Here is a 21568-nt window from a genome sequence, read left to right on the forward strand (position 1 = left end):
TTTAATTTAAACCAAAGCGGGAGAGAGAGCAAGGCAAGCGCACAGCACTTGCCTTAGTTAGACACTTAACGACTGGCAGAGGTATCCAGCGGTGGGAAGCTTTTTACCAACTCATCAACGGCTTTCATCTGTTGCAGATAGCCACGTAATTTAGTCAATGGAAGCGCGCAGGGACCATCGCATTTGGCCTGGTTTGGATCCGGATGGGCTTCAATAAACAAGCCGGCAATACCCAGTGCCATTCCGCTGCGAGCTAGCTCGGCAGCCTGGGCACGTCGCCCGTCTGCAGAGTCCGCACGCCCGCCTGGACGCTGCAGCGCATGGGTGGCATCAAACATAACCGGCGCAAACTGCTTCATGTCATCCATCCCCAGCATATCAACCACCAGGTTGTTGTAACCAAAGGAGGAACCGCGTTCACATAAAATAACCTGGTCATTGCCTGCCTCTTTGAACTTGCCGAGAATATGACGCATTTCATGCGGAGCAAGGAATTGTGGTTTTTTTACATTAATGACCGCGCCAGTCTTAGCCATCGCCACAACCAGGTCAGTCTGTCGTGCAAGAAACGCCGGTAACTGAATGATATCAGCAACTTCTGCCGCAGGGGCCGCCTGTTCAGGCGCATGAACGTCGGTAATAATCGGCACCTGAAAGGTACTTTTTATTTCCTCCAGGATTTTTAATCCCTCGTCTATCCCTGGACCGCGAAACGAATGAATGGAGGAGCGATTGGCTTTGTCATACGACGCCTTAAACACATAAGGGATATTCAGCTCGGCCGTCACTTCAACATAATGCTCAGCGATACGCATCGCCAGATCACGTGACTCCAGAACATTCATCCCACCAAAAAGTACAAACGGCAACTGGTTTGCAACTTCAACAGCGTTTTCGCCCTGGCCGACCCGAATAATTGTTTGGTTCATTTGCTTGCCTGTCCTTAAAAATAATACAACCTACAGCAACACGGCTGACTTACTCATAGCGACATGAATTAACCACAACCAGCTTGCCAGTGCCAGCACAAACGCCGGAACCCGAAGGGAGCGACTCATTCTGCCTCGGAGCGATAAAACCATGACCACAGAAAATACGATATAGAGTATGAAAACAACTAACTTCTCAGTCACCCAACTGGCTGCAAACGGTGACATGCTTAACGAAATAAGCATCCCCGCAATACTCACTACCAATAGAAAATCGACCACATGAGGCAGTGCTTTAAGCCATTTCTTATTCAAATTTGCCGCTCCTCGCATGCCATAGGCAAAACGCAGGATCAGAAACAGCACAGTAAGAACGGCCATAGTCATATGTAAATGCTTAAACGCAGCGAACATCGGGTACACCTTTTGATTATTGTTATTAAGTTAATACGTAAGTTATAAAAAACTAAGAGTAAGCGGCTAAAAAAGCGCGTTCAGGGACGCGCTTTTTGCAGCAGTGAGGACAAATTCTGTTTCACCGCTTTTAGTAATTGCGGAGCAAAATGTCGGTTTCGTTCAGCTTCTAACCGTGCCAATAATTCAGCTTCGGTGAGGTCCTCCTGCGCCAGTTTGAACAGATGAAATGCAAGCACCAGCACCTGGCTTTCCATGGCAATGGCTTCACCTTGTTTACCTGCTGGCAAACCCAGGCCGTCCCAACGCTCCAGGCGCTCGTTTAAAGCCCGGTAGGCAATTTGCGCCACATCTGATTCTGCCATATGCAAGGGCCGGACTGCACGCTTTAAACGCTCCTGACAAGGCGAAACTTTGGTTGCTGGCTGATTATCCATCACCGCAAACAAACGCTCAGCACGTTCATACAAGGTCGCCGCTGTCGCAGTTTGCTGCACGCGAGCGGGGCCCATATCCGTGGCCTGGGCCAGTTCATGGGTCATCCGCACATAAGCAGACTGCTTATCCAGCTGTTCAGCAACATGGGTTTGCTCAAGCTCCATCAGTCGGGCCACCAATTGTGCCAACAGCTCGTCAGTATCCTGCAAACACGTCACGTTATCGTGGGCCAGCTGAACGTTGTCTGCAAACAGTTGCAGCAATTCTTTTTCGCTATCACTGAGTGACCGGGTTAAACCGGTCATACATAGCAGCGCCCCTTGCGGGCGACATTGACTCGGACAATAGGCGAGCACAAAGTCATCACCGTAATAGATGCCGTGAGAGCGAACCACCTTGTCCACCTCGGGCAATACTTTTTTCGGTAACGCCGCTTTGATTTGCTGATTCATTAACTGGTCAGCGTCTTCCCCATACGCTGCCCGAATGATCATCTGTTCCGGGTTTGGCGAGCGCCCTGCCGTCGCATAGAGGGTCTGCCGTGCGCCTCCTATCACCCAGCTCAACTGCTGCACCAGGCCATCGACGAAATGCTCCATCGACTGCAACGCAAACAGGTTGGTGGATGATGCGATAACTTTTTCCAGACCGCGGCGACTATGGTCAATGGAAATAATATCGCGGTAGGAACGTAAGCTCGACATAACCGCAGTAAAGAGCTTCTGCGCGGTCAGTTCAGTTTTCGATTTGTAGTCGTTAATGTCGTAATTAACGATGACCGTACGCTCTGGAGCCTGACCAGGCTGGCCGGTGCGTAAAATGATGCGGGTGAAACGGTTACCGAGCTCTTCGCGAATAAACTTAGCCACATGCAGACCAGCGTCATCACTTTCCATCACTACATCAAGCAAGACAATTGCAGCATCCGGGTGATTGGTGGCTAGCTCGCGTGCTTCTTCACCTGAAAAAGCGCTATGAAATTCAAGTCCACGACCAAGAAAGCTAAAGTCACTTAAAGCCAGTTTGGTCACCGCATGAACTTCGGGCTCGTCGTCAACAATCAGAATTTTCCAGTAGTCCTGGGGTAGTTCTTGCTGCTGAACCGGTTCGTCAGCGAATAAAAATTGATTACTCATAGATTCGATGTGCTTTCCCCTAGTGACAGCGCCAGTAGAGGCGCTAGTCGTTAATCCATTGGGCGAAGGTTACTCTGTCCAAGTTAGCATAATCCGTCACTGTGTTAACCTTTTCATAACCTTTTTCGGAAAAAAACGCACGAACTTTAGGGCCTTGTGCAAAGCCGTGTTCTAGCATAACCCAGGCGCCCGGGTTTAAGTGCTCTGGCGCCTGTTCAATAATAAAGCGTAAATCCGCATACCCCTGGTCGTCTGCAACCAAGGCTGAGCGCGGTTCAAAACGAACATCACCCAGCTGTAAATGAGCATCATCCGGGTCAATATAAGGCGGGTTACTAATGATCAAATCAAAACGCTGAGCAGCTTTCAGCGCTGCAAACCAGTCGCTCTGCAACAGCGTTAGCCGGTCCGTTAAGCCATTGCGATCACGGTTGGTGGTTGCCAACTGCACAGCCTCCGCAGATTTATCCAGTGCGGTTAACTGCCAGCGCGGTCTTTCGTTAGCGAGCGCCAGCGCAATGGCGCCAGTGCCGGTCCCCAGTTCCAGTACCTTTGCATCGTCTTTTAACGCCAGAAGTAATGCCTGTTCAACCAGAATCTCACTGTCCGGCCGCGGAATTAAGGTGCTGTCATTAACCGCCAGGGTCAGATCCCAGAAGTCCCGAAATCCGACCAGGTGAGCCACCGGATAGCCGTCACGCCGCTTTTCGATTAAAGTCCGGTAGTTCTGCCACTGCTGATCATCAAGACCTTGCTCTGGATGCATATAAAGGTACTGGCGGTCACAGCCAAGTACATGCTGCAGCAATAATTGAGCGTCAAGCAATGCTGAATCACTGCCACCCAATGCCACCTGAGTTTTTCCGTAGTTTATCGCCCGACTAATCACGTAGTAACTTTTCATCCCTAGTCAACTTAGCCTTCAGCTAACGCCGCCAGTAAGTCAGCCTGGTGCTCCTGCACGATCGCATCCAGAATCAGGTCGAGAGACCCGGCCAGGACTTCATCTAAACGATACAGAGTTAAATTAATGCGGTGATCGCTGACCCGCCCCTGCGGATAATTGTACGTTCGAATACGTTCTGAGCGGTCGCCACTGGCCACCAGACTACGCCGGGTCGATTGTTCAGCCTCGCGGCGTCTTTCGTCCTCAGCCGCCTGCAGGCGCGCCTTCAACACCGACATCGCTTTCGCTTTGTTCTTATGCTGCGAGCGTTCATCCTGACACTCCACCACCACTCCGGATGGCAAGTGAGTAATTCGAACGGCAGAGTCGGTCCGGTTAACGTGCTGTCCACCAGCACCGGATGCGCGATAGGTATCAATCCGCAAGTCGGCGGGATTAATTTCGATCGCCTCGGCTTCCGGAATTTCCGGTAACACCGCAACAGTGCAGGCTGAGGTATGTACCCGTCCCTGTGACTCGGTTTCCGGTACTCGCTGGACCCGGTGTCCGCCGGACTCAAACTTCATTTTGCCGTAAGCACCGTCACCCACCACGTGCGCGATCATTTCCTTAAATCCGCCGTGTTCGCCCTCATTGACACTGACGACACTGACGCGCCAGCCGTGCTTCTCCGCGTAACGACTATACATCCGGTATAAATCGCCGGCAAAAATCGCCGCTTCATCACCGCCGGCGCCAGCACGAATTTCAAGGTAGCAAGGGTTATCGTCATTTGGGTCTTTGGGTAGCAATAGAATTTCTAATTCAGCTGACAGTGCTTCGCGACGTGCTTTCGCGTCTGCCAGTTCTTCCGTCGCCATCTCTCGCATCTCAGGATCATCGTCCTGCTGCATGGCAATAGCGGCCGCTTCATCGTCGACCGCCTGCTGATATTTTTGAAAACACTGTACCGTTTCTTCAAGCTGCGCGTACTCTTTCGACAACCCACGAAACTTGTCCTGATCCGAGATAATCTGGGCATCCCCCAGTAAAACCTGGACTTCTTCATACCGTTCAACCAGACCTTCCAGTTTACGGATAATTGACTCTTTCATGCTGATTCCTGTGCTGAGATCGGAGGTTTGCCAGGCACTACGATTTTGCGGCCTGCCACCTGCTAATTTTTAATTAATTTTTGGTACGCTGCCAACGCCGTGACATCCCCCTGGCGTCCAGCTTCCTGAATCGCGCGGGTCGGCGTATGCATTAAGGTGTTGGTCAACCGCGTGCTCAGTTCCTGCAATACATCTTCAGGCCGTTTGCCGGACGCCAGTGAACTCATCGCCCGCTGCAATACCTGTTCCGCAACAGCCTCATTGCTTTGCCGGTAACGACGTAATAAATCAACGCTGTTCAGACTGCGCAACCAGGCACTGAATGCAGCAGCCTGTTGCGTAATCATCTCGCGTGCGGTGGCCGCTTCGGTTTCCCGTTGTTTTCGATTGGCACTGACAATACTTTGTAAGTCATCAACCGTGTACAGGAAAACATCATCCAGCTCGCCGACCTGCTCTTCGATGTCCCGCGGTACCGCCAGATCAATCAATAGCATAGGTCGGTGACGGCGTTTTTTCACCGCACTTTCGACCAGGCCCTTGCCGACAATTGGCAATGGGCTGGCGGTCGAAGAAATCACGATATCAGCCTGCGGCAACAATGAATGCAGATCGCTGAGCGAGTGGGCTTCGCCCCCCACAGTGGCCGCCAGTGCTTCACCTCGTGAGCGCGTGCGATTCGCAATCAGCATTTTGGCCACCCCTTGTTCGCTCAGGTGCCGCGCCGCCAGTTCAGCGGTTTCACCCGCACCAACCAGCAACACCGTGGCTTTACTCAGGCTGGAAAAAATATGTTTCGCCAGATTAACCGCAGCAAAGGCGACCGACACCGCATTTTGCCCCACCTCAGTGTTGGTACGAACATCTTTCGCGACCGAAAATGTTGACTGGAACAGGCGTTCAAAGATGGTCCCTACGGTGCCCGCTTCTTTCGCCTGCTGGTACGCTTGTTTGACCTGGCCAAGGATCTGCGGCTCACCCAGAACCAACGAATCCAGACCGGACGCAACCGCCATCAGATGGTTTACCGCCTGCTCATCGGCGTGCTGGTAGAGGTATTGATTAAGTTCGCTCACCGGAACCTGATGAAACGCAGCCAGCCATTCGATAACAGGCGTCAGATCATCCTGCTCCAGATGGCAGTACAGCTCTGTGCGGTTGCAGGTCGACACAATCACGCTCTCAGACACGTGACCAAGCTGTGTTAACGACTGCAAGGCAACTTCCAGTTGGTCCGCAGCAAAGGCTACTTTTTCGCGGACTTCAACGGTTGCTGTTTTATGGTTTACACCGAGTGCTAAGATGGTCATAGAAGAGGCGGTTACCGACGCTCGATTAATTAAAAAAATTAAGGCTGTATTGTATTGCAAAGCACAGGCTATTGAAAGCAAGGTCGCTTTCGTGGTCAACTTTACCGGCATCTACCAGCAAGGACACTCATGCGCTCATTAGCAATCCTTATTCTACTCGTAACTATCAGCGGCTGTGCCAGTGCCCCGCCTTCAGTCGATAGGAGCAACATTGATGCAGCAACCATTGCTGCCCATCAGCGTCAGCTCAGTCATATCGAAGGCTGGGAATTCCAGTCGCGCATGGCATTTATTAATCACCTTGAAGATGACAGACAAAGTGCCAGCATGCGCTGGCAACACCAGACTGACAGTCGCGCTATTCGTATTTCACACCCGTTACGTGGCACCCTGGCGCGGGTCGAAGAGTCCTCCGGAGAAGCTCGCCTGACCGACAACCAGGGCAACGAGTTCGTTGCGGCGGACATTGAATCACTGCTTGCCATTCATCTCAATGTTGTTTTACCGATTGAGTTAATAGAGGATGCCCTGCTAGGGCGCATTCCGGATGCCCGGATCATTAATCCGCGCTACTATGAAGACGGCACGCTGGCTCAGTACGAAGCGGACATAACCGATAACTATGCAACCACCAGTTGGGAAATTGAGCTACGTCGTTATCAGTCCGCCAGCAATGCGCCCTATCAATTGCCACACCAGCTGGAAATGCGCTCCGCGGATTACGAAATTCGCTTGAGTATTTCGCGTTGGACCGTTCAGTCACCACCCGTTTCGGAGATGCAGTAACCCATGGATTCCTCCACCGAGTTGACGTTACCCGCGCCAGCTAAATTAAATCTGTTCTTACACATTGTCGGCCGTCGTAACGATGGCTATCACGAACTGGAAACCTTATTTCAGTTCCTCTCAATTAGCGATGAGCTGCACTTTACCCTCACCAACGACGGCACTATTAGTCTGACCAGCGGGCTCACAGAAGTCACCACCGACGACAACCTGGTCTACCGTGCGGCGCTTTTACTTCTACCTCATCGCCAGGATACCTCGCTTGGTGTGCAGATTACGCTGGACAAAAAGATTCCGATGGGTGGTGGCCTCGGTGGCGGTTCATCCGATGCAGCCACGACCTTGCTCGCATTGAACAAGCTCTGGCAACTAAAGCTGACACCACAGCAACTCGCCGATATCGGCCTTCAACTGGGCGCCGACGTGCCGGTGTTTTTATTTGGCCGCGCAGCACTGGCGCAGGGTATAGGTGAAAACCTCTACCCGGCACAGCCAAAAGAAAGCTGGTATCTGGTGATCAACCCCGGGGTTCATGTGAGCACCGCAGATATATTTCAACACCCTGATTTACCGCGTGATAGCAGCAGAATTAAACGTCAGGCGCGGCACTGGCTAATGTACCGCAACGACTGTCAGCAACTGGTAAGTACACTTTACCCGCCGGTTGCCAAAGCACTGCAGTGGTTGTTAGAATACGCGCCGACCCGAATGACTGGTACCGGAGCCTGTGTATTTGGTTGTTTTGAAAACCAAGCGGCTGCACAAAAGGCTCTGGCTGAACTTCCCGCCGAGTTCAGTGGTTTTGTTGCGCAAGGGTTGAACACCTCCCCTGCGTGGCAGGCTTTGCATACTGGTTAAACTTAACCCACTACAATTTGGTCGAGGTAATGCGTGCCTGACATGAAGCTTTTTGCTGGTAATGCCACACCAGAGTTAGCCCGAAAGATCGCCGACAGACTCTATATTAAACTAGGGGAGGCGGACGTAGGCCGCTTCAGCGACGGTGAAATAAGTGTTCAAATCAACGAAAATGTTCGTGGTGCTGACGTTTTCATTGTCCAGTCCACCTGCAACCCTACCAACGATAATTTAATGGAACTGATTGTCATGGTCGACGCACTTCGTCGTGCTTCTGCCGGACGTATCACCGCCGTTATGCCTTACTTTGGCTATGCGCGTCAGGACCGTCGTGTGCGTTCTGCACGGGTTCCTATCACCGCAAAAGTAGTTGCTGACTTTCTCTCCAGTGTAGGTGTTGACCGGGTACTGACGGTTGACTTGCATGCTGAGCAGATTCAGGGTTTCTTTGATGTTCCAGTCGACAATGTGTTTGGTAGCCCTGTCTTACTCGAACATATGAAACAACAGCAGTTTGATAATCCAGTCATGGTGTCACCGGATATCGGTGGCGTGGTGCGCGCCCGTGCGATGGCCAAGCTAATGAATGATGCCGATCTGGCGATCATTGATAAGCGTCGTCCAAAAGCAAACGAATCCCAGGTCATGCACATTATTGGTGATGTCGCCGGTCGTGACTGCATCATGGTCGACGACATGATTGATACCGGCGGCACGCTTTGCAAAGCAGCCGAAGCACTGAAAAAACATGGTGCTAAACGGGTCTTTGCCTATGCAACCCACCCGGTATTCTCCGGCAACGCTATAGAAAATCTAAGCAACTGCGATATCGACGAAGTGGTGGTGACGGACTCTATTCCGTTAGACCCTCGTATGGTGGAGACCGGGATCGTGACTCAGCTTACCCTCAGTGGAATGCTCTCAGAAGCATTACGCCGGGTCAGCAATGAAGAGTCCATTTCTGCGATGTTCGAATACTAGCGCGGAACTGACAAGGTTCTGTCAACGAAGCAGCTCAATTGAGCTGCTTTTTTTTGCTCAGGATTTGCGCGCCTGAATTAAAAAATTACGCGGCGATACACGGTAGTCACAGAACTCGGTCACCTTAACCTGATAGCCCTGCTCTTCCAAAAATGCCGCACGATCAAGTATCAGATACTTTTCTAACGGGCGTCGGAATACATGCCGCACCAGTTCAAGACGCTGAATTTCGAGTTGCCGCTGCCGGGCATCTGTATACAGCGGTTCAATCGCCGCCTGCTGCGGCCATTGCCAGTCGTGCTGCTGACAGGCCCATCGCAGAAAATCGACAACCTGCCCGCTAAACCATTTCTTATTAACCGAAGGTAATGAGCGGTACTCAGGATCGCCCAAATAACGCTCCCGGGCGAGCTGATACATTAGCCGCCACAGCGTTTCCCTGTGTCGCAGCCGACGCACTCGTTCGCCTGCTGTCACCTGCCCCTGCACTGCCAGTTTTAGTTCGCTTTTCGATAATTCAAGGTCGTTACTTTTACCCGTTGCAGATAAAGGCTGGTAAACATCCGCCGCCGTTAAATGATAACAACAGGGGGCAATATGCAAGCTTTCAAGCCCGCCCGAGCTGCCCGCCTCCAGTAACCGCCGATGCAGATCACCGCACGCATGCAGCGCGAGCGCATGGTCGACGCGACTGACCACGTCATCCACCGATTCAGTCAAGACATCGAGCTGGGTAAAGTGCTGCTGACAATCATGCTGCAATGCCAGTGCCTGTCCTGCTGCACATAATGACGCCTGCCATTCCACACTCTGCACCGCGACACCCTGACTATAGTTCAGCAACCGGCCAAGATGACCTTTGCCGGCACACCATTCCAATGCCGTGCCGGAAAGCGGCGGCACAGCGGCCAGAAACGCCTGGATTTGTGACAGCTTACGACCACCAATGCCATTGGTTAACCAAAATGGGAACCCGCTTTGCTGGTCGGAACTGGGCTGAGTGATGGTGGGCAACGCGAAGATATCAGCAAAAAAGTCAGCGAAGAATGCCTGCTGAGCGACTGCTGACTCATCTATCTGGTCGATTTGGGCCGCATCCAGGGCATTGAGACGGGACAATAGTGCCTCATGGTGCCAGGGTGTGCCCTCCCCGCTTGCCTGCACAAAGGGCTCGAAGCGCCAGTAGGATTGATACGCTACAAGAAGTTGCGCATAGGTGGCCAGACGATCTGCATAGGGTGACAAACAGGCTGAAGACATAGACGCCCCACAACAAGCCAGCGCAGTGAAATTACAATGACCGTCCAGGACGGCATACGGCCGGAGCTGAAGAAAGTGCTCGTTGTTTCAGCCCTTCGGCGACCACCACCCCGACGATAAGGGCCATATAGCCTGCGTCGAACGCCGAATGGATGTTAAAGCTCAGCCACAGGCCAAGGACGAAAACCGGCCCTGCCACGATCAGTACGCTCCATGCCCGATTTTGGCGCATCCAGGTACTGCTGGCAAACACCACAAGTTGTGCAAAAGTAGCCAACACCACGCCAATTGCATACGCAGTCAGGACCATCGGGCCGCTAATATCACGCTCTCCGGTCAGTAGCGACATTACTGTATACAGCAGTATAAATACCACAGGCGCCAAATAAAATGCTGACCATTTACGACCATGCAGCAGCACACTATCGGCCGTTACCACTTGTTTCACCACCCTTCACCTTCCTCTGCGTAATTATTGTTCGGCAATCCTTGCCATACCATGTTAAATCGATGTAACAAGTGTACGCAGTTCACGTGACTGATTCAATGTATTCAGGGCGTTAGTCGATGACAGCCGGATTAACCCGCAGGTTGCTCCCCAACAGAATTCGGTCCAGAAATGCATAAATACGCTCTTTTACCTCGCTTCTTTTTGCTTCATTGTCGTCGCCGATCACGGTCAGCAAATAATGTTCCCGTTCGGCATCCTCCAGCTGATCATGCAGTAACGGCCCTTGCTGATGAGGCACCATAGTGTCCTCCATCCCGTATACGCTGAGGACCGGAGGGGTTGTTTCACGCACATAATGAACCGGAGAAGCGGCACTGGCGATATCCACATTGTCGCGTAATAGCCCCCCTACCAACCCCGCTTCCGGCGCAGTCGCGCTGGCCCGGTCCACCTGGCTGGACTGGCTTAACAGTGCATTGATATCCGTCACGCCCCCCTCGTTCACCACCGCTAAAACATCACTACGAATATGAGTATAGGCACCGAGATTGCCGGCCATGTCCTGCGCCTGGTTGGTCACTCCAGCCATTAAGGCCAAGTGCCCTCCCGCACCGTCTCCCCACAATGCAAGGCGTTGCGGGTCGATACCATAGTCGTCAGCACGGGCCCGCACCCAGCGGATAGCCGCCTTCACGTCATGCAGCTGGGCCGGCCAGATCGACTCGTCAGTCAGTCGGTAACCGACCGCTATCACCGCATAATCGCCGCGGCGGAGCAACGGCATCATCGCCTGTTGCGCCTCGCTTTTGTTGCCTGAACGCCAGTCGCCGCTATGTAAATAAATCACCGCGGGCATAGGGACGTAATTCGGTTGGTCCGGAACGAATATATCTAAGCGTTGTCGCGGATTGTTGGTTCCAGCATATGCAATATCGAGGTAAAACCGGATCGGTTCCTGCAACAACTGCGCTTCCGGACCTGGTTCTGTTATCTCAACCGGCTCTTCAGCCTCCTCAATAACCTCGGGGGCAGGTTCTTCAGGGGCCGGCCGCTGAGCACACCCACTCAGGCCTATCAGCAAAAAAACAAGCAGCAACAAGCTATTAAAAGCACGCATTCTTCATCTCCGGCGATCTGTATGTTCGATAAAATATAGCAGTGAACGCCTGACGCCGGCATCCATTCGGGCTATCCTTGACCAATCATTTACAACCACTGACCTTGGTCAAGGAAGGAATAACTATGTTGAAATCTGTTGGCTACGCCGCACACACCAGTGATAAACCTCTCCAGCACTTCAGTTTTGAGCGCCGGGAACCGGGCGAGCAGGATGTACAGATTGATATCTTATACTGTGGGGTTTGCCATTCTGATCTCCATCTGGCCCGCAATGAATGGGGCGGCAGCGTCTTCCCTATGGTACCGGGGCATGAAATTGTCGGTAAAGTAGCCAAAGTCGGCAGCAAGGTAACCAAGTTTAAGGTCGGCGACACCGTTGGTGTCGGGTGTATGGTCGACTCCTGTAAACACTGCGAGAATTGCGACGACGGCTATGAGCAGTATTGTGATAATGGCTTCATTGCCACCTATAACAGTGAAGAGAAGCAAACCGGCGGAATGACCTATGGCGGCTATTCCAATAACATCGTGGTGACCGAGGACTTCGTCCTCCGGGTTGACGACAGTCTCGATTTAGCTGGCGTTGCCCCCTTGCTGTGCGCGGGTATCACAACCTACTCGCCGTTGCGCCACTGGGGCGTCAAAGCTGGGCATAAGGTGGCAGTCGTGGGTTTAGGCGGGCTCGGCCATATGGGGGTCAAACTGGCGAAAGCGATGGGCGCTGAAGTCACCATGATCACCACCTCCCCTTCTAAAGTTGGTGATGCCAAGCGTTTAGGTGCAGACCACGTCATTATTTCTAAAAACGAAGATGAAATGAAAGCTGCACGCAATCGCTTTGATTTTATTCTGAACACGGTCGCGGTGCCCCACAATCTCGACGACTATAGCAACCTGTTACGTCGTGAGGGCAACATGACCCTGGTCGGCTTGCCTGCCGAACCTCATCCATCCCCATCCGTCGGGGTGTTGATTGGCAAACGTCGCAGCATCGCCGGTTCCTTAATTGGAGGCATTGCCGAAACCCAGGAAATGCTCGACTTCTGTGCCAAGCATGGGATCACAGCAGATATCGAAATGATTGATATCAGCACCATCAATGACGCCTACGAACGTATGCTAAAAAGCGACGTGAAGTACCGCTTTGTGATTGATATGGAAACACTTTCTGCATAAAAATGGAGCGGGGATCTTTACACAAGCTTTGGTCTGAGGCTTTGCGTTTTAGATCCCTGTTACTATACTCAAAGTGAATTCTGAGGCTGCACTACCGAGCCTCACCAGGTTAAAATTTATTTACGTTGCAAGTACTTAGCACTCTCCCCAAGGGATGCATGCTAAATAACTGCATTGAATTTCAGTTACGAGGAGTTCCCATGGCAGCAAAAAAGGAAAGTACCGCAAGTAATAAAGCCAATGACGCCGCAGAAAGCGCGCATGAAGCAATTGAGAAGGCTAAACCGGCAGATGACTTTGTTCGTCGCGCTGCTGATGCAGCCCATGAAGGGGTTGATCGCGCCGCTGATTATGCCACCCATGCTGCCGATTCGTTGAGCAGTAAAGGGCAACAAATTAAGCATAAAGAGGAAGAGTGGGTGTCAAAAGTAAACCAGTATGTGCAGCAAAACCCGGTCACAGCGTTGGGCATTGCCGTCGCCGGTGGTTTCCTGATCAGCCGTATTCTGAGTAACCGTTAAGTTGGAACGGGACAAACAGCAGGCGGGTCCGCAAGGGCCCGCTTCTTCAACCAATCAGAAGCCAGATTCAGCCATCGGTGATGGTCTGTTGAAAGAAGCCCGCGCAGTTATTGACGAATATCGTTTATTAGCGCGTGACCATATCAGGTTAGCGGCACTGGAGACTCGCCAGGCGGGTGAAAGTATAGTCCGCATGGTGGTAACCGGAATGGTCGCCGGCGGTGTTGCCGCAATGACCTGGATAGCACTGGTTGGGGCTGTGGTTGCCTTTGTGGTAGAGAATAACTGGCTCAGCGCCAGTGCGTGTTTGCTGATCACAGGACTGTTGCATGCCGTCGTCGTGGTGATGCTGGCCTTTGTTATCCGTAAGCAAGGTCGGGGGCTACTATTTTCTGCCTTCGTCCAGGAACTGGACCCGCGGTTGACCGGTGAAGCTGACGAAGAACGACCTGAAGCACAGACCACACCAGCCCGAAAGCAAGCTGAACAAAAGGCTAACTCGGATCCCACAAGCTAGCTATCGCAATTTATTACAGCGCCATTTAAAGGAAAAGACTCATGCCCGGTTTGCTGACACTGTTCACTTCAAAGCGGACTATCCTCGAAATCAGCGACGCCAAGCGCGAGTTGCACTTGCGCAAGAAACTGGTTAGTGCGCGCCGGCGCATGCTGCGCAGCCATGTTCGCTCCGCCCTGGCCTCAAAAAAGGCACTCGGCATAGCGGGTGCCTCTGGTTTTATGATTGGCCAGCTAAGTCACAATCGCTACTGTAAAGACTGCGGCAAAGCGCATAAATCAGTCGATGCCAGCCAGATACTGCGAACGGGTTTAAGAATTTATAGCCTAACTCAAACTGCTAACTCGCTGGCCGACTTTTTTACCCATGACTGACATACCATCATGATTCAGTCCGCCAGCCGTTAGTGACCGCCCTAACTAACGTATGACGGCCTATCGTAGAAAATCCAGGGCCCCTGTCACCGCGGCTACCTGAGCATTCACACACTGCTCCGGAGTGGCGTTTGCACTGTCAGGGTAAACTTCAGTGGTGGTCACGAACTGAGCCTGACTTAATCCCATACACAGGCCCAGTGGCTTAGCCTCATATTCGATTACACCAGGTTGTACCATCGGCGTTCCGATAAGACGCCCCTCCTCATCCGGCTCCGCAATATGTGTCACCTGCTCCACTGAACGAATAATGGCGGCTTGAAACTCTGACTGTAACTGCGCGCTATTGCCGACCAGATAAAATCCATCCGGGATGTTCCAGTTTGTATTGAGCTTGCCGTCGCGCGCCGCCAACGCCGGTCTGAATTCGCTGTTGTCGGTGTCGGTGGTCTCATGCAAATCAATATGCGCCAGCAAATCGACGTCCAATGACTGAATAAATTCCATCACTTGCGCCGCTTCCGGCGCCGGGCTGTCGGCTATAAATGAGCGGTTTGGGTCAACCGCGAATACGTTCCAGCGATTAATGGTTTCGTAGCCCCATGGGCTAATACAGGGTGCCACAATAATATTGAAGTCAGCACTATAGTCTTCGGCATGCAGCTCCAGAAAGCGCAACGCTCCATGCACGCCACTGGTTTCATAGCCATGTACCCCTCCGGTGACCAGAATCGTCGGCTTGTCCAGATCAAAGTCAACCGTGGTTAGTGCGTAGAGAGGATAGCGGCCTGCGCCTTGTGCCTGATAATCCAGCTCGCCATACTGGTGCACATCGAAGCGCCCGGCAAGTCGTTCGATCTCACTCACCACCTCGTCCTGGTACGAGCGTTTTACCCCTTGTGCAGCCAGCCAGTCGGCTTTTTCCTGTGCGCCCCAGGGTTGCCCGGGTGTACCAATTGCATATCTCTGTTCGCTGGTTATCTGTGTGCTCATTATTCTTGCTCGCTGTGTAGTCGCATAGAATTGTCTATGCGAGATGAATTTTAAATGATTGCCGTCGCTTAGCTGCGGCTTAACTACGGTATAAAGTCTTAATTAAATGATAGCCAAACTTTGTTTTAACCGGACCATGCACGGTTAAAACGGGTTTGCTAAAGACCACCTGATCAAATGCCTTTACCATTTCACCGCGGCGAAACTCACCGAGGTCTCCGCCCCGTTTCGCCGACGGACAAATAGAGTGTTTTTTCGCCAGTTGATTAAAGTTGGCGCCTTCATCCAGTTGTTTTTTAAGCCGCTGTGCTTCAGCGTCGGTTTTCACCAAAATATGCAGTGCGCAGGCTTTCGCCATCAGCGTGTTCCTTCTTCAGTGATGCTACAAATAAACTTCAATCCGGTTCACCGACTGGTTACCCGCTATCTACTTTGTGCCTTGAACAGTTAAGATCAGCGACCGTCCCTCAGCATGATCCCGATGTTCACCCAGATAGACGCCCTGCCAGGTACCCAGACCCAGACGCCCCTCGACAATGGGAATCGAAAGCTGGCACCCCAGTAAGCTCGATTTGAGGTGTGCGGGCATGTCGTCGTCGCCTTCGTAGACGTGGGTATAATAGGGCTCATTCTCCGGAGCAAGCCGGTTTATATAGGCTTCAAAGTCTGTGCGTACACTGGGATCAGCATTTTCATTAATACTGATCGACGCTGACGTATGTTGCAGAAACACGTGCAATAGCCCTGTCTGTGGCATCGTCACCGCCCGCAGTGCCTTTTCAATGGCGTCGGTAATAAGATGAAAACCACGCGGTTTTGCCGCTAATCTGAGATCAGTTTGCTGCCAGATCAATTGAACCCCTTTGCCTGTATCGGAATGCTTGGATGACCCTAAGTGTAACAAGGAACTACTGCTATTTGCGAGATAGCGAGGTGCTGTCTACAGTTAGTTTCAGGCTCACAGTGACAACTTTCATCCAAATGGAGCACCCGATGACAGACAGCAAAAAATTTACCACCACTGATTCCGGCATGCCGGTTAATAGCGATGAACACTCGCTTACGGTTGGCCCCGATGGACCAATTGTGCTGCATGATCATTATCTGATTGAGCAAATGGCCCAGTTCAACCGCGAACGGATCCCCGAACGGCAACCCCACGCCAAAGGGGCCGGTGCCTTTGGTTACTTTGAAGTAACCCATGATGTTAGCCAATACACCAAGGCAGCGTTTCTGCAGCCAGGTAAACGCACAGATACGCTGGCACGATTTTCGACGGTAGCTGGGGAACGTGGCAGCCCTGATACCTGGCGTGACCCGCGCGGATTTGCATTGAAATTCTACACCGAAGAAGGCAACTACGATCTGGTCGGCAACAATACGCCTATCTTCTTTGTTCGTGACCCACTGAAGTTCCAGCATTTTATCCGCTCACAAAAACGCCTTGCCGCTAATAATCTGCGTGACCATGATATGCAATGGGACTTCTGGACGCTGTCACCCGAGTCGGCCCATCAGGTCACCTATCTAATGGGCGACCGTGGTATTCCTAAAACCTGGCGCCACATGAATGGATATGGCAGCCACACCTACATGTGGGTCAATGCCAACGGTGAAAAGTTCTGGGTCAAATACCACTTTCATACCGATCAGGGGGTGGAAAATCTGACCGAGGAAGAAGCGGGTCGTATTGCCGGGGAAGAAAGTGACTACCATACCAAGGATCTGTATGAGGCGATTGACAGCGGTGACTGTCCGAGCTGGACCCTTCATGTTCAGATCATGCCGTTCCATGAGGCTGAAAACTATCGTTTTAATCCGTTTGATTTAACCAAAGTATGGCCGCACAAAGACTACCCACTGATTGAAGTGGGCAAATTTGTACTGAACCGCAACCCAACTGATTTCCACACGGAGATAGAACAGGCTGCATTTGAGCCTAGTAGCCTGGTCCCAGGGATTGGGCTGAGCCCCGACAAAATGCTGCTGGCACGGGTCTTCTCCTATTCCGATGCCCATCGCGCCCGGCTCGGCGTCAACTACAAGCAAATTCCGGTGAATCAGCCCAAGTCCCCCGTGCATAGCTACAGTAAAGACGGGGCGATGCGTACTCAGAATGTCAGCGACCCGGTTTACGCGCCTAATTCCAAAGGGGGGCCACACGCCGACCCGTCACGCAATCAGAATGATGATACCTGGCATTCCAGCGGAGACATGGTACGTCAGGCATATACCCTGCGTCAGGATGATGATGACTGGGGGCAGGCACGCGCCCTCGTTCGTGAGGTCATGAGTGAAGAAGAACGCTCACGACTGATTGATAACGTTATCGGGCACCTGAAAAAAGATGTGAAAGAACCCGTGTTGAGCCGGGCCTTTGAGTATTGGCGAAATATTGATACTGAGGTCGGTGAACGAATCGAGAACGGCTATCGTCAACGTGACTAAATAATGGTCCGCTACCATATAACTAAACGAACGGCGTCTCTCAGGAGGCGCCGTTGTCATTTTCGACCTGGTCTATCTTCTCTTCAGCCCAGGCTTTCTCGTCACCTTCTAAATCCAGTCCATCCTGCTCGTTACGACGCGAGGGCGCCAGTTGAAGTTGTGTATAGATAGGAAAATGATCCGATCCCATTGGCGGTAACCGGCAAAGTTTAACCAGGGTAAAGTGATCACTATGAAAAATATGGTCCAGCGGCCAACGAGCAAACCACCACTTGGCATGAAAGCTATTCCACATCCCACGCCCTACCCGCGGATCAAGCAAGCCACTGACTTTGCGAAACAAGCGCGTGGTTGCCGACCATGCCACATCATTCAAATCACCAGCGACAATCGTCGGTACATTCTTCTGCTGCTGCCGTTCGCGAATGTATTTTGCCACCCGCATCAACTCGCCATCACGCTCAGTCGATTCATCGTTTTCAGTCGGGCTCGGTGGCGCGGGATGAAGAAAGTGAATCCGCACAGGCTGTCCGGCCAGGCGAACCAGGACATGGATCGAGGGGACATTGTCCTCGACCAGAAACTGAAGCTGGCTATCTTCAAAGGGCAGTCTTGAGTAGACATGCATCCCATAGAGGTTATCCAGTGGGCATTTCACACTGTGCGGATATTGTTCAGCTAAGCTTTCCAGCTGTTCTTCCCACCAGTCATCCGATTCGAGTGTCACCAATAAATCTGGCTGCCATTCATCGACCAGTTTTAGTAGCCGTTTCGCCTCGCGGTTCGGTGTTAGCACATTGCAGCAGAGTAAACTGACCCGGGCACTGTCTTTAGCCGGTTTAGCCCACTTCACTTCCGCTGACGCCAGTTTGGTATAGGGGTAAATCCACCATCCCTGAGCGAGCAAAAACAGCACCGTCATTGCCAGCGGCAAATACGAAAGAGCCTGGGTTAAATCAAGCACGAAAAGCTCAACGATAAGAAGCAGGCAACCAAACCAAAACGTTTGTAAACGAGGAAAGTCGAAAACACGTATCCACCAGGCTTCATGCCGACTGAAAGGAATCACCACAAACGCCAACTGAACTAAATTTACCGCAACTAAAATAGTAATATACAAAACAAGCGTGCCCCATGAATGACCAGAATGTGAACGTTACAGCATAGGCCAACAACTGTTACAATGGTACCAATCTAAACAGTTTGAGTGCGACTTACTATGGGTAAATCATTGGCAGATCAGTTGCTTGGTGCAGGCCTGGTGGATGACAAGAAACTAAAGAAAGTAAAGCAGGAAAAGCGTAAAACAAAAAAACTTGAACGCAGTGGTATTGCGGTAGAAAAGGACAACACTGCAGAGCGTGTCGCCGCTGAACGTGCCGCAAAAGCAGAGCGTGACCGCGAGCTTAACCAGCAACGTAAGAAAGCTGAGCATGCCAAAGAACTTCGTGCCCAGGCCATGCAAATGTTGCAGCAGCACCAGCAACCTTACGCTGGCGACATTCGCTTCAATTTTGCCGATCCGCGCAGCACTAAAGTGTACAACCTGATGGTCAGCTCATCGGTACAAAACCACCTGGCTAAAGGCAACCTTGCTATATGTGAGGGAACGCAGGGGTTTGTAGTAGTTCCCCGGACGATTGCAGACAAAATAGCAGAACGCTTTGCTGAAGCGGTTATCTTTATAGCGTCACAAGATAGCGAGCAGCCAGCAGAAGATGATCCTTATAAAGACTACCAGGTGCCGGACGACCTGATGTGGTAGATGGGATGGCTAAAAAAACAGGCGCTCAAAGCGCCTGTGTTGTGTGCCTGACCTGGTTCACAGGTTAGCTCGCTGGTTGATTGTACATTTCAATAACGATTTGCGGACTGCTGCCCATCATCAGATACTGTACTTTCAGGTTTTTTGCACTGCTTACATCACCGGGCACGACATCGAATGCCAGTCCGTTGCCATTCTGTGGTACTGAAACCTGAGTCAGGCTGCGTACAGAATTGTATTCACCGACCAGGTCAGCCGACGAGGCACCATTGACCTCATAGACATTGACGCTATGTTCAAAATTGCGCTCGGTCATGGCAGTAATTTCGACCTCGCTACCAGCGGCGATGCCATTGAGCGTAAAGCAGTTCGCCCACTGCCCTTTTTCATCAAGCTGCAGCTCTACTGGCTGACGATCCTGCAGTTCCACACACTGACCTAAGTCCTCCACTGCTGAGGCCGTCCCCACGGCCATTAAAGTTCCAACTGATAGTGCTAGCACGGTTGCGTTAAGAGATTTTTTCATAGTTCTACACCCTTTTTACTTACTTTATTATAATGTCTTCTTCGCTTTCGGTTTTATCGAAGCTAGGCCTCTGCTGCAATAGCTAGAAATGTAAAGGTTGCTAAGCTGTTGCAAACACGTGAATTATTTTTTAACCAACTCACCCTTTTGGGTGACATTTGGAAAACCCAGGGTCGGACTCTGGTAACTCAATTGCCTTTGGATCTGCGCAGTGGTATTATTCGCCGCCCCTTAAATAGGGGACCGAGCCGGCTTCTGGTCGCGGTTGTCGGCACATACACATTTTTGGAGAATTCAAATGTCTCAACCTAATTATGCTTTTAATGCTGAAATCCGTACCGACATGGGTAAAGGTGCGAGCCGCCGCCTGCGTCGCGAAGGTAAAGTTCCAGCAGTTTTATACGGTGCAGGCAAAGAAGCCGTAGCACTGACTTTAGAGCACGACAAAGTCAACAACGCCGCTGATCACGAAGGTTTCTACTCGCACATTCTGACCCTGACTATCGATGGCAAGAAAGTAGAAGCAATCGTTAAAGATATGCAACGTCACCCGTTCAAACTGAAAATCCTGCACCTGGATTTCCAGCGCGTTGATGCTAAACAGGAACTTCACACCAACGTTCCATTGCACTTCCTCAATGAAGAAGATGCACAGAAAGCTGGCGGTGTTATCGTTCACCATCTGAACGAAGTTGAAATCACTGTATTGCCAAAAGATCTGCCTGAGTATATCGAAATCGATCTGGCTGGCATGAACGTTGGTGATAACATCCACCTGACCGATCTGAAACTGCCTAAAGGTGTTACTTTAGTTGAACTAACTAAAGGTGATGACCACGATCAGGTAGTAGTGACGGTTTCTGCGAAGAAAACTGAAGCGGAAGAAACTGCTGACGACGCTGCTCCAAGCGAAGAAAGCGACGCTGACGAAAGCGCAGATAAAGAGTAATCCTCTTACATCAGGACTGTATGTTGACAGCAAACCTGAAGTTAATCGTGGGCCTGGCGAATCCAGGCCCCGAATATCAACACACACGGCATAATGCCGGAGCCTGGTTGGTCGACTCAGTCGCCCGACGCTTTAACACCACCCTGTCCCCCGATAGTAAATTCTACGGTCTCAGTGGACGCCTGAGCGCGCCCTATGCTGATACCCGTCTGCTGATCCCTACCACCTATATGAACCGAAGTGGTAAAGCGGTAGGTGCCATGGCAAACTTTTTTAAACTCACTGCAGACGACATTCTGGTCGTTCATGATGAGCTCGATTTGCCACCTGGAGTAGCGAAATTTAAAACCGGTGGCGGTCATGGTGGTCACAATGGCTTAAAAGACATCATCTCCGCGCTGGGTGGCGACAATAGTTTTCATCGGCTGCGTATTGGTATCGGACACCCCGGACACAAAGACAAAGTGACCGGTTATGTACTGGGCAAAGCGCCCCAGTCCGAGCAGCAATTGATGGACAGTATTGTCGATGACGCCGCACGTAGTATTGAAATTGTTTTGCGAGACGGTTATACCGCGGCAAAACAGTATTTACATTCGATCAAAGCAGAGTAACA

The 21568-nt window shown here is 51.5% G+C and carries 25 protein-coding genes; 11 read left to right on the plus strand and 14 right to left on the minus strand.

The window, feature by feature from the left end; genetic code table 11:
* Window positions 1–65 precede the first annotated feature (65 nt).
* The 6 genes from kdsA to hemA all read right to left on the minus strand — a co-directional run bounded on the left by kdsA (window position 66) and on the right by hemA (window position 6228).
* Window positions 66–929, minus strand: a complete 864-nt coding sequence (gene kdsA / locus CWE12_RS03755) for a 3-deoxy-8-phosphooctulonate synthase (RefSeq protein ID WP_126788319.1) — start codon at window positions 927–929, stop codon at window positions 66–68.
* 30 nt (window positions 930–959) lie between these two features.
* On the minus strand, window positions 960–1343 hold the full coding sequence (locus CWE12_RS03760) for a SirB2 family protein (RefSeq protein ID WP_126788320.1): 384 nt from the start codon (window positions 1341–1343) through the stop codon (window positions 960–962).
* Window positions 1344–1423: 80 nt separating this feature from the next.
* Window positions 1424–2917, minus strand: a complete 1494-nt coding sequence (locus CWE12_RS03765) for a DUF3369 domain-containing protein (RefSeq protein WP_126788321.1) — start codon at window positions 2915–2917, stop codon at window positions 1424–1426.
* A 43-nt stretch (window positions 2918–2960) separates the two neighbouring features.
* A complete protein-coding gene (gene prmC / locus CWE12_RS03770) occupies window positions 2961–3821 on the minus strand; it encodes a peptide chain release factor N(5)-glutamine methyltransferase (RefSeq protein WP_126788322.1) in 861 nt (286 codons plus the stop codon).
* Between the two features lie 11 nt (window positions 3822–3832).
* A complete protein-coding gene (gene prfA / locus CWE12_RS03775) occupies window positions 3833–4918 on the minus strand; it encodes a peptide chain release factor 1 (protein WP_126788323.1) in 1086 nt (361 codons plus the stop codon).
* Between the two features lie 62 nt (window positions 4919–4980).
* Entirely contained in the window at window positions 4981–6228 is a 1248-nt protein-coding gene (hemA, locus tag CWE12_RS03780) for a glutamyl-tRNA reductase (RefSeq protein WP_126788324.1), read from the minus strand.
* A 129-nt stretch (window positions 6229–6357) separates the two neighbouring features.
* Here hemA and lolB point away from each other — a divergent pair, with 129 nt between their 5' ends.
* The 3 genes from lolB to CWE12_RS03795 are packed head-to-tail and all read left to right on the plus strand — an operon-like array spanning window position 6358 to window position 8853.
* Window positions 6358–7014: a lipoprotein insertase outer membrane protein LolB gene (gene lolB / locus CWE12_RS03785; RefSeq protein ID WP_126788325.1), complete on the plus strand. Its 657-nt coding sequence runs from the start codon at window positions 6358–6360 to the stop codon at window positions 7012–7014.
* Window positions 7015–7017: 3 nt separating this feature from the next.
* A complete protein-coding gene (gene ispE / locus CWE12_RS03790) occupies window positions 7018–7872 on the plus strand; it encodes a 4-(cytidine 5'-diphospho)-2-C-methyl-D-erythritol kinase (RefSeq protein ID WP_126788326.1) in 855 nt (284 codons plus the stop codon).
* Between the two features lie 33 nt (window positions 7873–7905).
* A complete protein-coding gene (locus CWE12_RS03795; protein WP_126788327.1) occupies window positions 7906–8853 on the plus strand; it encodes a ribose-phosphate pyrophosphokinase in 948 nt (315 codons plus the stop codon).
* Between the two features lie 57 nt (window positions 8854–8910).
* Here CWE12_RS03795 and CWE12_RS03800 read toward each other — a convergent pair whose 3' ends face one another.
* The 3 genes from CWE12_RS03800 to CWE12_RS03810 form a co-directional block, all read right to left on the minus strand.
* The gene (locus CWE12_RS03800) at window positions 8911–10113 is read right to left on the minus strand and encodes a methyltransferase (protein WP_126788328.1); all 1203 of its coding nucleotides are present in this window, start codon (window positions 10111–10113) and stop codon (window positions 8911–8913) included.
* A gap of 31 nt (window positions 10114–10144) precedes the next feature.
* Window positions 10145–10561 (minus strand): hypothetical protein, encoded by a 417-nt coding sequence (locus CWE12_RS03805; protein WP_126788329.1) that lies wholly within the window; start codon window positions 10559–10561, stop codon window positions 10145–10147.
* 112 nt (window positions 10562–10673) lie between these two features.
* Window positions 10674–11681 carry an alpha/beta hydrolase gene (locus CWE12_RS03810; RefSeq protein ID WP_126788330.1) on the minus strand — a complete coding sequence of 336 codons (1008 nt, stop codon included), beginning with the start codon at window positions 11679–11681 and terminating at the stop codon, window positions 10674–10676.
* A gap of 128 nt (window positions 11682–11809) precedes the next feature.
* Between CWE12_RS03810 and CWE12_RS03815 the strand changes: the two genes are divergently transcribed.
* The 4 genes from CWE12_RS03815 (at window position 11810) to CWE12_RS03830 (ending at window position 14271) form a co-directional block, all read left to right on the plus strand.
* Entirely contained in the window at window positions 11810–12859 is a 1050-nt protein-coding gene (locus CWE12_RS03815; protein ID WP_420836628.1) for an NAD(P)-dependent alcohol dehydrogenase, read from the plus strand.
* A 200-nt stretch (window positions 12860–13059) separates the two neighbouring features.
* Window positions 13060–13380, plus strand: coding sequence for a DUF883 family protein (locus tag CWE12_RS03820; protein WP_126788332.1), 321 nt, complete (start codon window positions 13060–13062; stop codon window positions 13378–13380).
* Between the two features lies 1 nt (window position 13381).
* Window positions 13382–13897 carry a phage holin family protein gene (locus CWE12_RS03825; RefSeq protein WP_126788333.1) on the plus strand — a complete coding sequence of 172 codons (516 nt, stop codon included), beginning with the start codon at window positions 13382–13384 and terminating at the stop codon, window positions 13895–13897.
* Between the two features lie 41 nt (window positions 13898–13938).
* Entirely contained in the window at window positions 13939–14271 is a 333-nt protein-coding gene (locus CWE12_RS03830; RefSeq protein WP_126788334.1) for a hypothetical protein, read from the plus strand.
* 60 nt (window positions 14272–14331) lie between these two features.
* Here the strand turns inward: CWE12_RS03830 and CWE12_RS03835 are convergent, their stop codons facing one another.
* From CWE12_RS03835 to CWE12_RS03845, 3 genes are all read right to left on the minus strand, one after another.
* Window positions 14332–15264, minus strand: a complete 933-nt coding sequence (locus CWE12_RS03835) for a M14 family metallopeptidase (RefSeq protein ID WP_126788335.1) — start codon at window positions 15262–15264, stop codon at window positions 14332–14334.
* Between the two features lie 79 nt (window positions 15265–15343).
* The gene (gene ppiC, locus CWE12_RS03840) at window positions 15344–15622 is read right to left on the minus strand and encodes a peptidylprolyl isomerase PpiC (protein ID WP_126788336.1); all 279 of its coding nucleotides are present in this window, start codon (window positions 15620–15622) and stop codon (window positions 15344–15346) included.
* A gap of 69 nt (window positions 15623–15691) precedes the next feature.
* Window positions 15692–16114, minus strand: coding sequence for a secondary thiamine-phosphate synthase enzyme YjbQ (locus tag CWE12_RS03845; RefSeq protein ID WP_126788515.1), 423 nt, complete (start codon window positions 16112–16114; stop codon window positions 15692–15694).
* 143 nt (window positions 16115–16257) lie between these two features.
* Here CWE12_RS03845 and CWE12_RS03850 point away from each other — a divergent pair, with 143 nt between their 5' ends.
* Entirely contained in the window at window positions 16258–17712 is a 1455-nt protein-coding gene (locus tag CWE12_RS03850; RefSeq protein WP_126788337.1) for a catalase, read from the plus strand.
* A gap of 40 nt (window positions 17713–17752) precedes the next feature.
* Here the strand turns inward: CWE12_RS03850 and CWE12_RS03855 are convergent, their stop codons facing one another.
* Window positions 17753–18832 carry an endonuclease/exonuclease/phosphatase family protein gene (locus CWE12_RS03855; protein ID WP_126788338.1) on the minus strand — a complete coding sequence of 360 codons (1080 nt, stop codon included), beginning with the start codon at window positions 18830–18832 and terminating at the stop codon, window positions 17753–17755.
* Window positions 18833–18931: 99 nt separating this feature from the next.
* Here CWE12_RS03855 and CWE12_RS03860 point away from each other — a divergent pair, with 99 nt between their 5' ends.
* A complete protein-coding gene (locus CWE12_RS03860) occupies window positions 18932–19477 on the plus strand; it encodes a DUF2058 domain-containing protein (RefSeq protein WP_126788339.1) in 546 nt (181 codons plus the stop codon).
* A 64-nt stretch (window positions 19478–19541) separates the two neighbouring features.
* Here the strand turns inward: CWE12_RS03860 and CWE12_RS03865 are convergent, their stop codons facing one another.
* On the minus strand, window positions 19542–20003 hold the full coding sequence (locus CWE12_RS03865) for a hypothetical protein (RefSeq protein ID WP_126788340.1): 462 nt from the start codon (window positions 20001–20003) through the stop codon (window positions 19542–19544).
* A gap of 298 nt (window positions 20004–20301) precedes the next feature.
* Between CWE12_RS03865 and CWE12_RS03870 the strand changes: the two genes are divergently transcribed.
* On the plus strand, window positions 20302–20952 hold the full coding sequence (locus tag CWE12_RS03870) for a 50S ribosomal protein L25/general stress protein Ctc (protein ID WP_126788341.1): 651 nt from the start codon (window positions 20302–20304) through the stop codon (window positions 20950–20952).
* Between the two features lie 20 nt (window positions 20953–20972).
* Entirely contained in the window at window positions 20973–21566 is a 594-nt protein-coding gene (gene pth, locus CWE12_RS03875) for an aminoacyl-tRNA hydrolase (protein WP_338022814.1), read from the plus strand.
* Window positions 21567–21568: the final 2 nt, after the last annotated feature.

The sequence above is a fragment of the Aliidiomarina sedimenti genome (assembly GCF_003986955.1).
GTDB lineage: Bacteria > Pseudomonadota > Gammaproteobacteria > Enterobacterales > Alteromonadaceae > Aliidiomarina > Aliidiomarina sedimenti.

What these genes read in the sequence shown, in the direction of transcription:
- CWE12_RS03800 (WP_126788328.1), bottom strand. Translation starts at nt 10,113, where the DNA reads ATGTCTTCAGCCTGTTTGTCACCCTATGCAGATCGTCTGGCCACCTAT.
- CWE12_RS03830 (WP_126788334.1), top strand. Translation starts at nt 13,939, where the DNA reads ATGCCCGGTTTGCTGACACTGTTCACTTCAAAGCGGACTATCCTCGAA.
- CWE12_RS03865 (WP_126788340.1), bottom strand. Translation starts at nt 20,003, where the DNA reads ATGAAAAAATCTCTTAACGCAACCGTGCTAGCACTATCAGTTGGAACT.
- CWE12_RS03835 (WP_126788335.1), bottom strand. Translation starts at nt 15,264, where the DNA reads ATGAGCACACAGATAACCAGCGAACAGAGATATGCAATTGGTACACCC.
- CWE12_RS03810 (WP_126788330.1), bottom strand. Translation starts at nt 11,681, where the DNA reads ATGCGTGCTTTTAATAGCTTGTTGCTGCTTGTTTTTTTGCTGATAGGC.
- CWE12_RS03760 (WP_126788320.1), bottom strand. Translation starts at nt 1,343, where the DNA reads ATGTTCGCTGCGTTTAAGCATTTACATATGACTATGGCCGTTCTTACT.
- prmC (WP_126788322.1), bottom strand. Translation starts at nt 3,821, where the DNA reads ATGAAAAGTTACTACGTGATTAGTCGGGCGATAAACTACGGAAAAACT.
- kdsA (WP_126788319.1), bottom strand. Translation starts at nt 929, where the DNA reads ATGAACCAAACAATTATTCGGGTCGGCCAGGGCGAAAACGCTGTTGAA.
- CWE12_RS03820 (WP_126788332.1), top strand. Translation starts at nt 13,060, where the DNA reads ATGGCAGCAAAAAAGGAAAGTACCGCAAGTAATAAAGCCAATGACGCC.
- ispE (WP_126788326.1), top strand. Translation starts at nt 7,018, where the DNA reads ATGGATTCCTCCACCGAGTTGACGTTACCCGCGCCAGCTAAATTAAAT.
- CWE12_RS03870 (WP_126788341.1), top strand. Translation starts at nt 20,302, where the DNA reads ATGTCTCAACCTAATTATGCTTTTAATGCTGAAATCCGTACCGACATG.
- CWE12_RS03850 (WP_126788337.1), top strand. Translation starts at nt 16,258, where the DNA reads ATGACAGACAGCAAAAAATTTACCACCACTGATTCCGGCATGCCGGTT.
- CWE12_RS03765 (WP_126788321.1), bottom strand. Translation starts at nt 2,917, where the DNA reads ATGAGTAATCAATTTTTATTCGCTGACGAACCGGTTCAGCAGCAAGAA.
- ppiC (WP_126788336.1), bottom strand. Translation starts at nt 15,622, where the DNA reads ATGGCGAAAGCCTGCGCACTGCATATTTTGGTGAAAACCGACGCTGAA.
- hemA (WP_126788324.1), bottom strand. Translation starts at nt 6,228, where the DNA reads ATGACCATCTTAGCACTCGGTGTAAACCATAAAACAGCAACCGTTGAA.
- pth (WP_338022814.1), top strand. Translation starts at nt 20,973, where the DNA reads ATGTTGACAGCAAACCTGAAGTTAATCGTGGGCCTGGCGAATCCAGGC.
- CWE12_RS03860 (WP_126788339.1), top strand. Translation starts at nt 18,932, where the DNA reads ATGGGTAAATCATTGGCAGATCAGTTGCTTGGTGCAGGCCTGGTGGAT.
- lolB (WP_126788325.1), top strand. Translation starts at nt 6,358, where the DNA reads ATGCGCTCATTAGCAATCCTTATTCTACTCGTAACTATCAGCGGCTGT.
- prfA (WP_126788323.1), bottom strand. Translation starts at nt 4,918, where the DNA reads ATGAAAGAGTCAATTATCCGTAAACTGGAAGGTCTGGTTGAACGGTAT.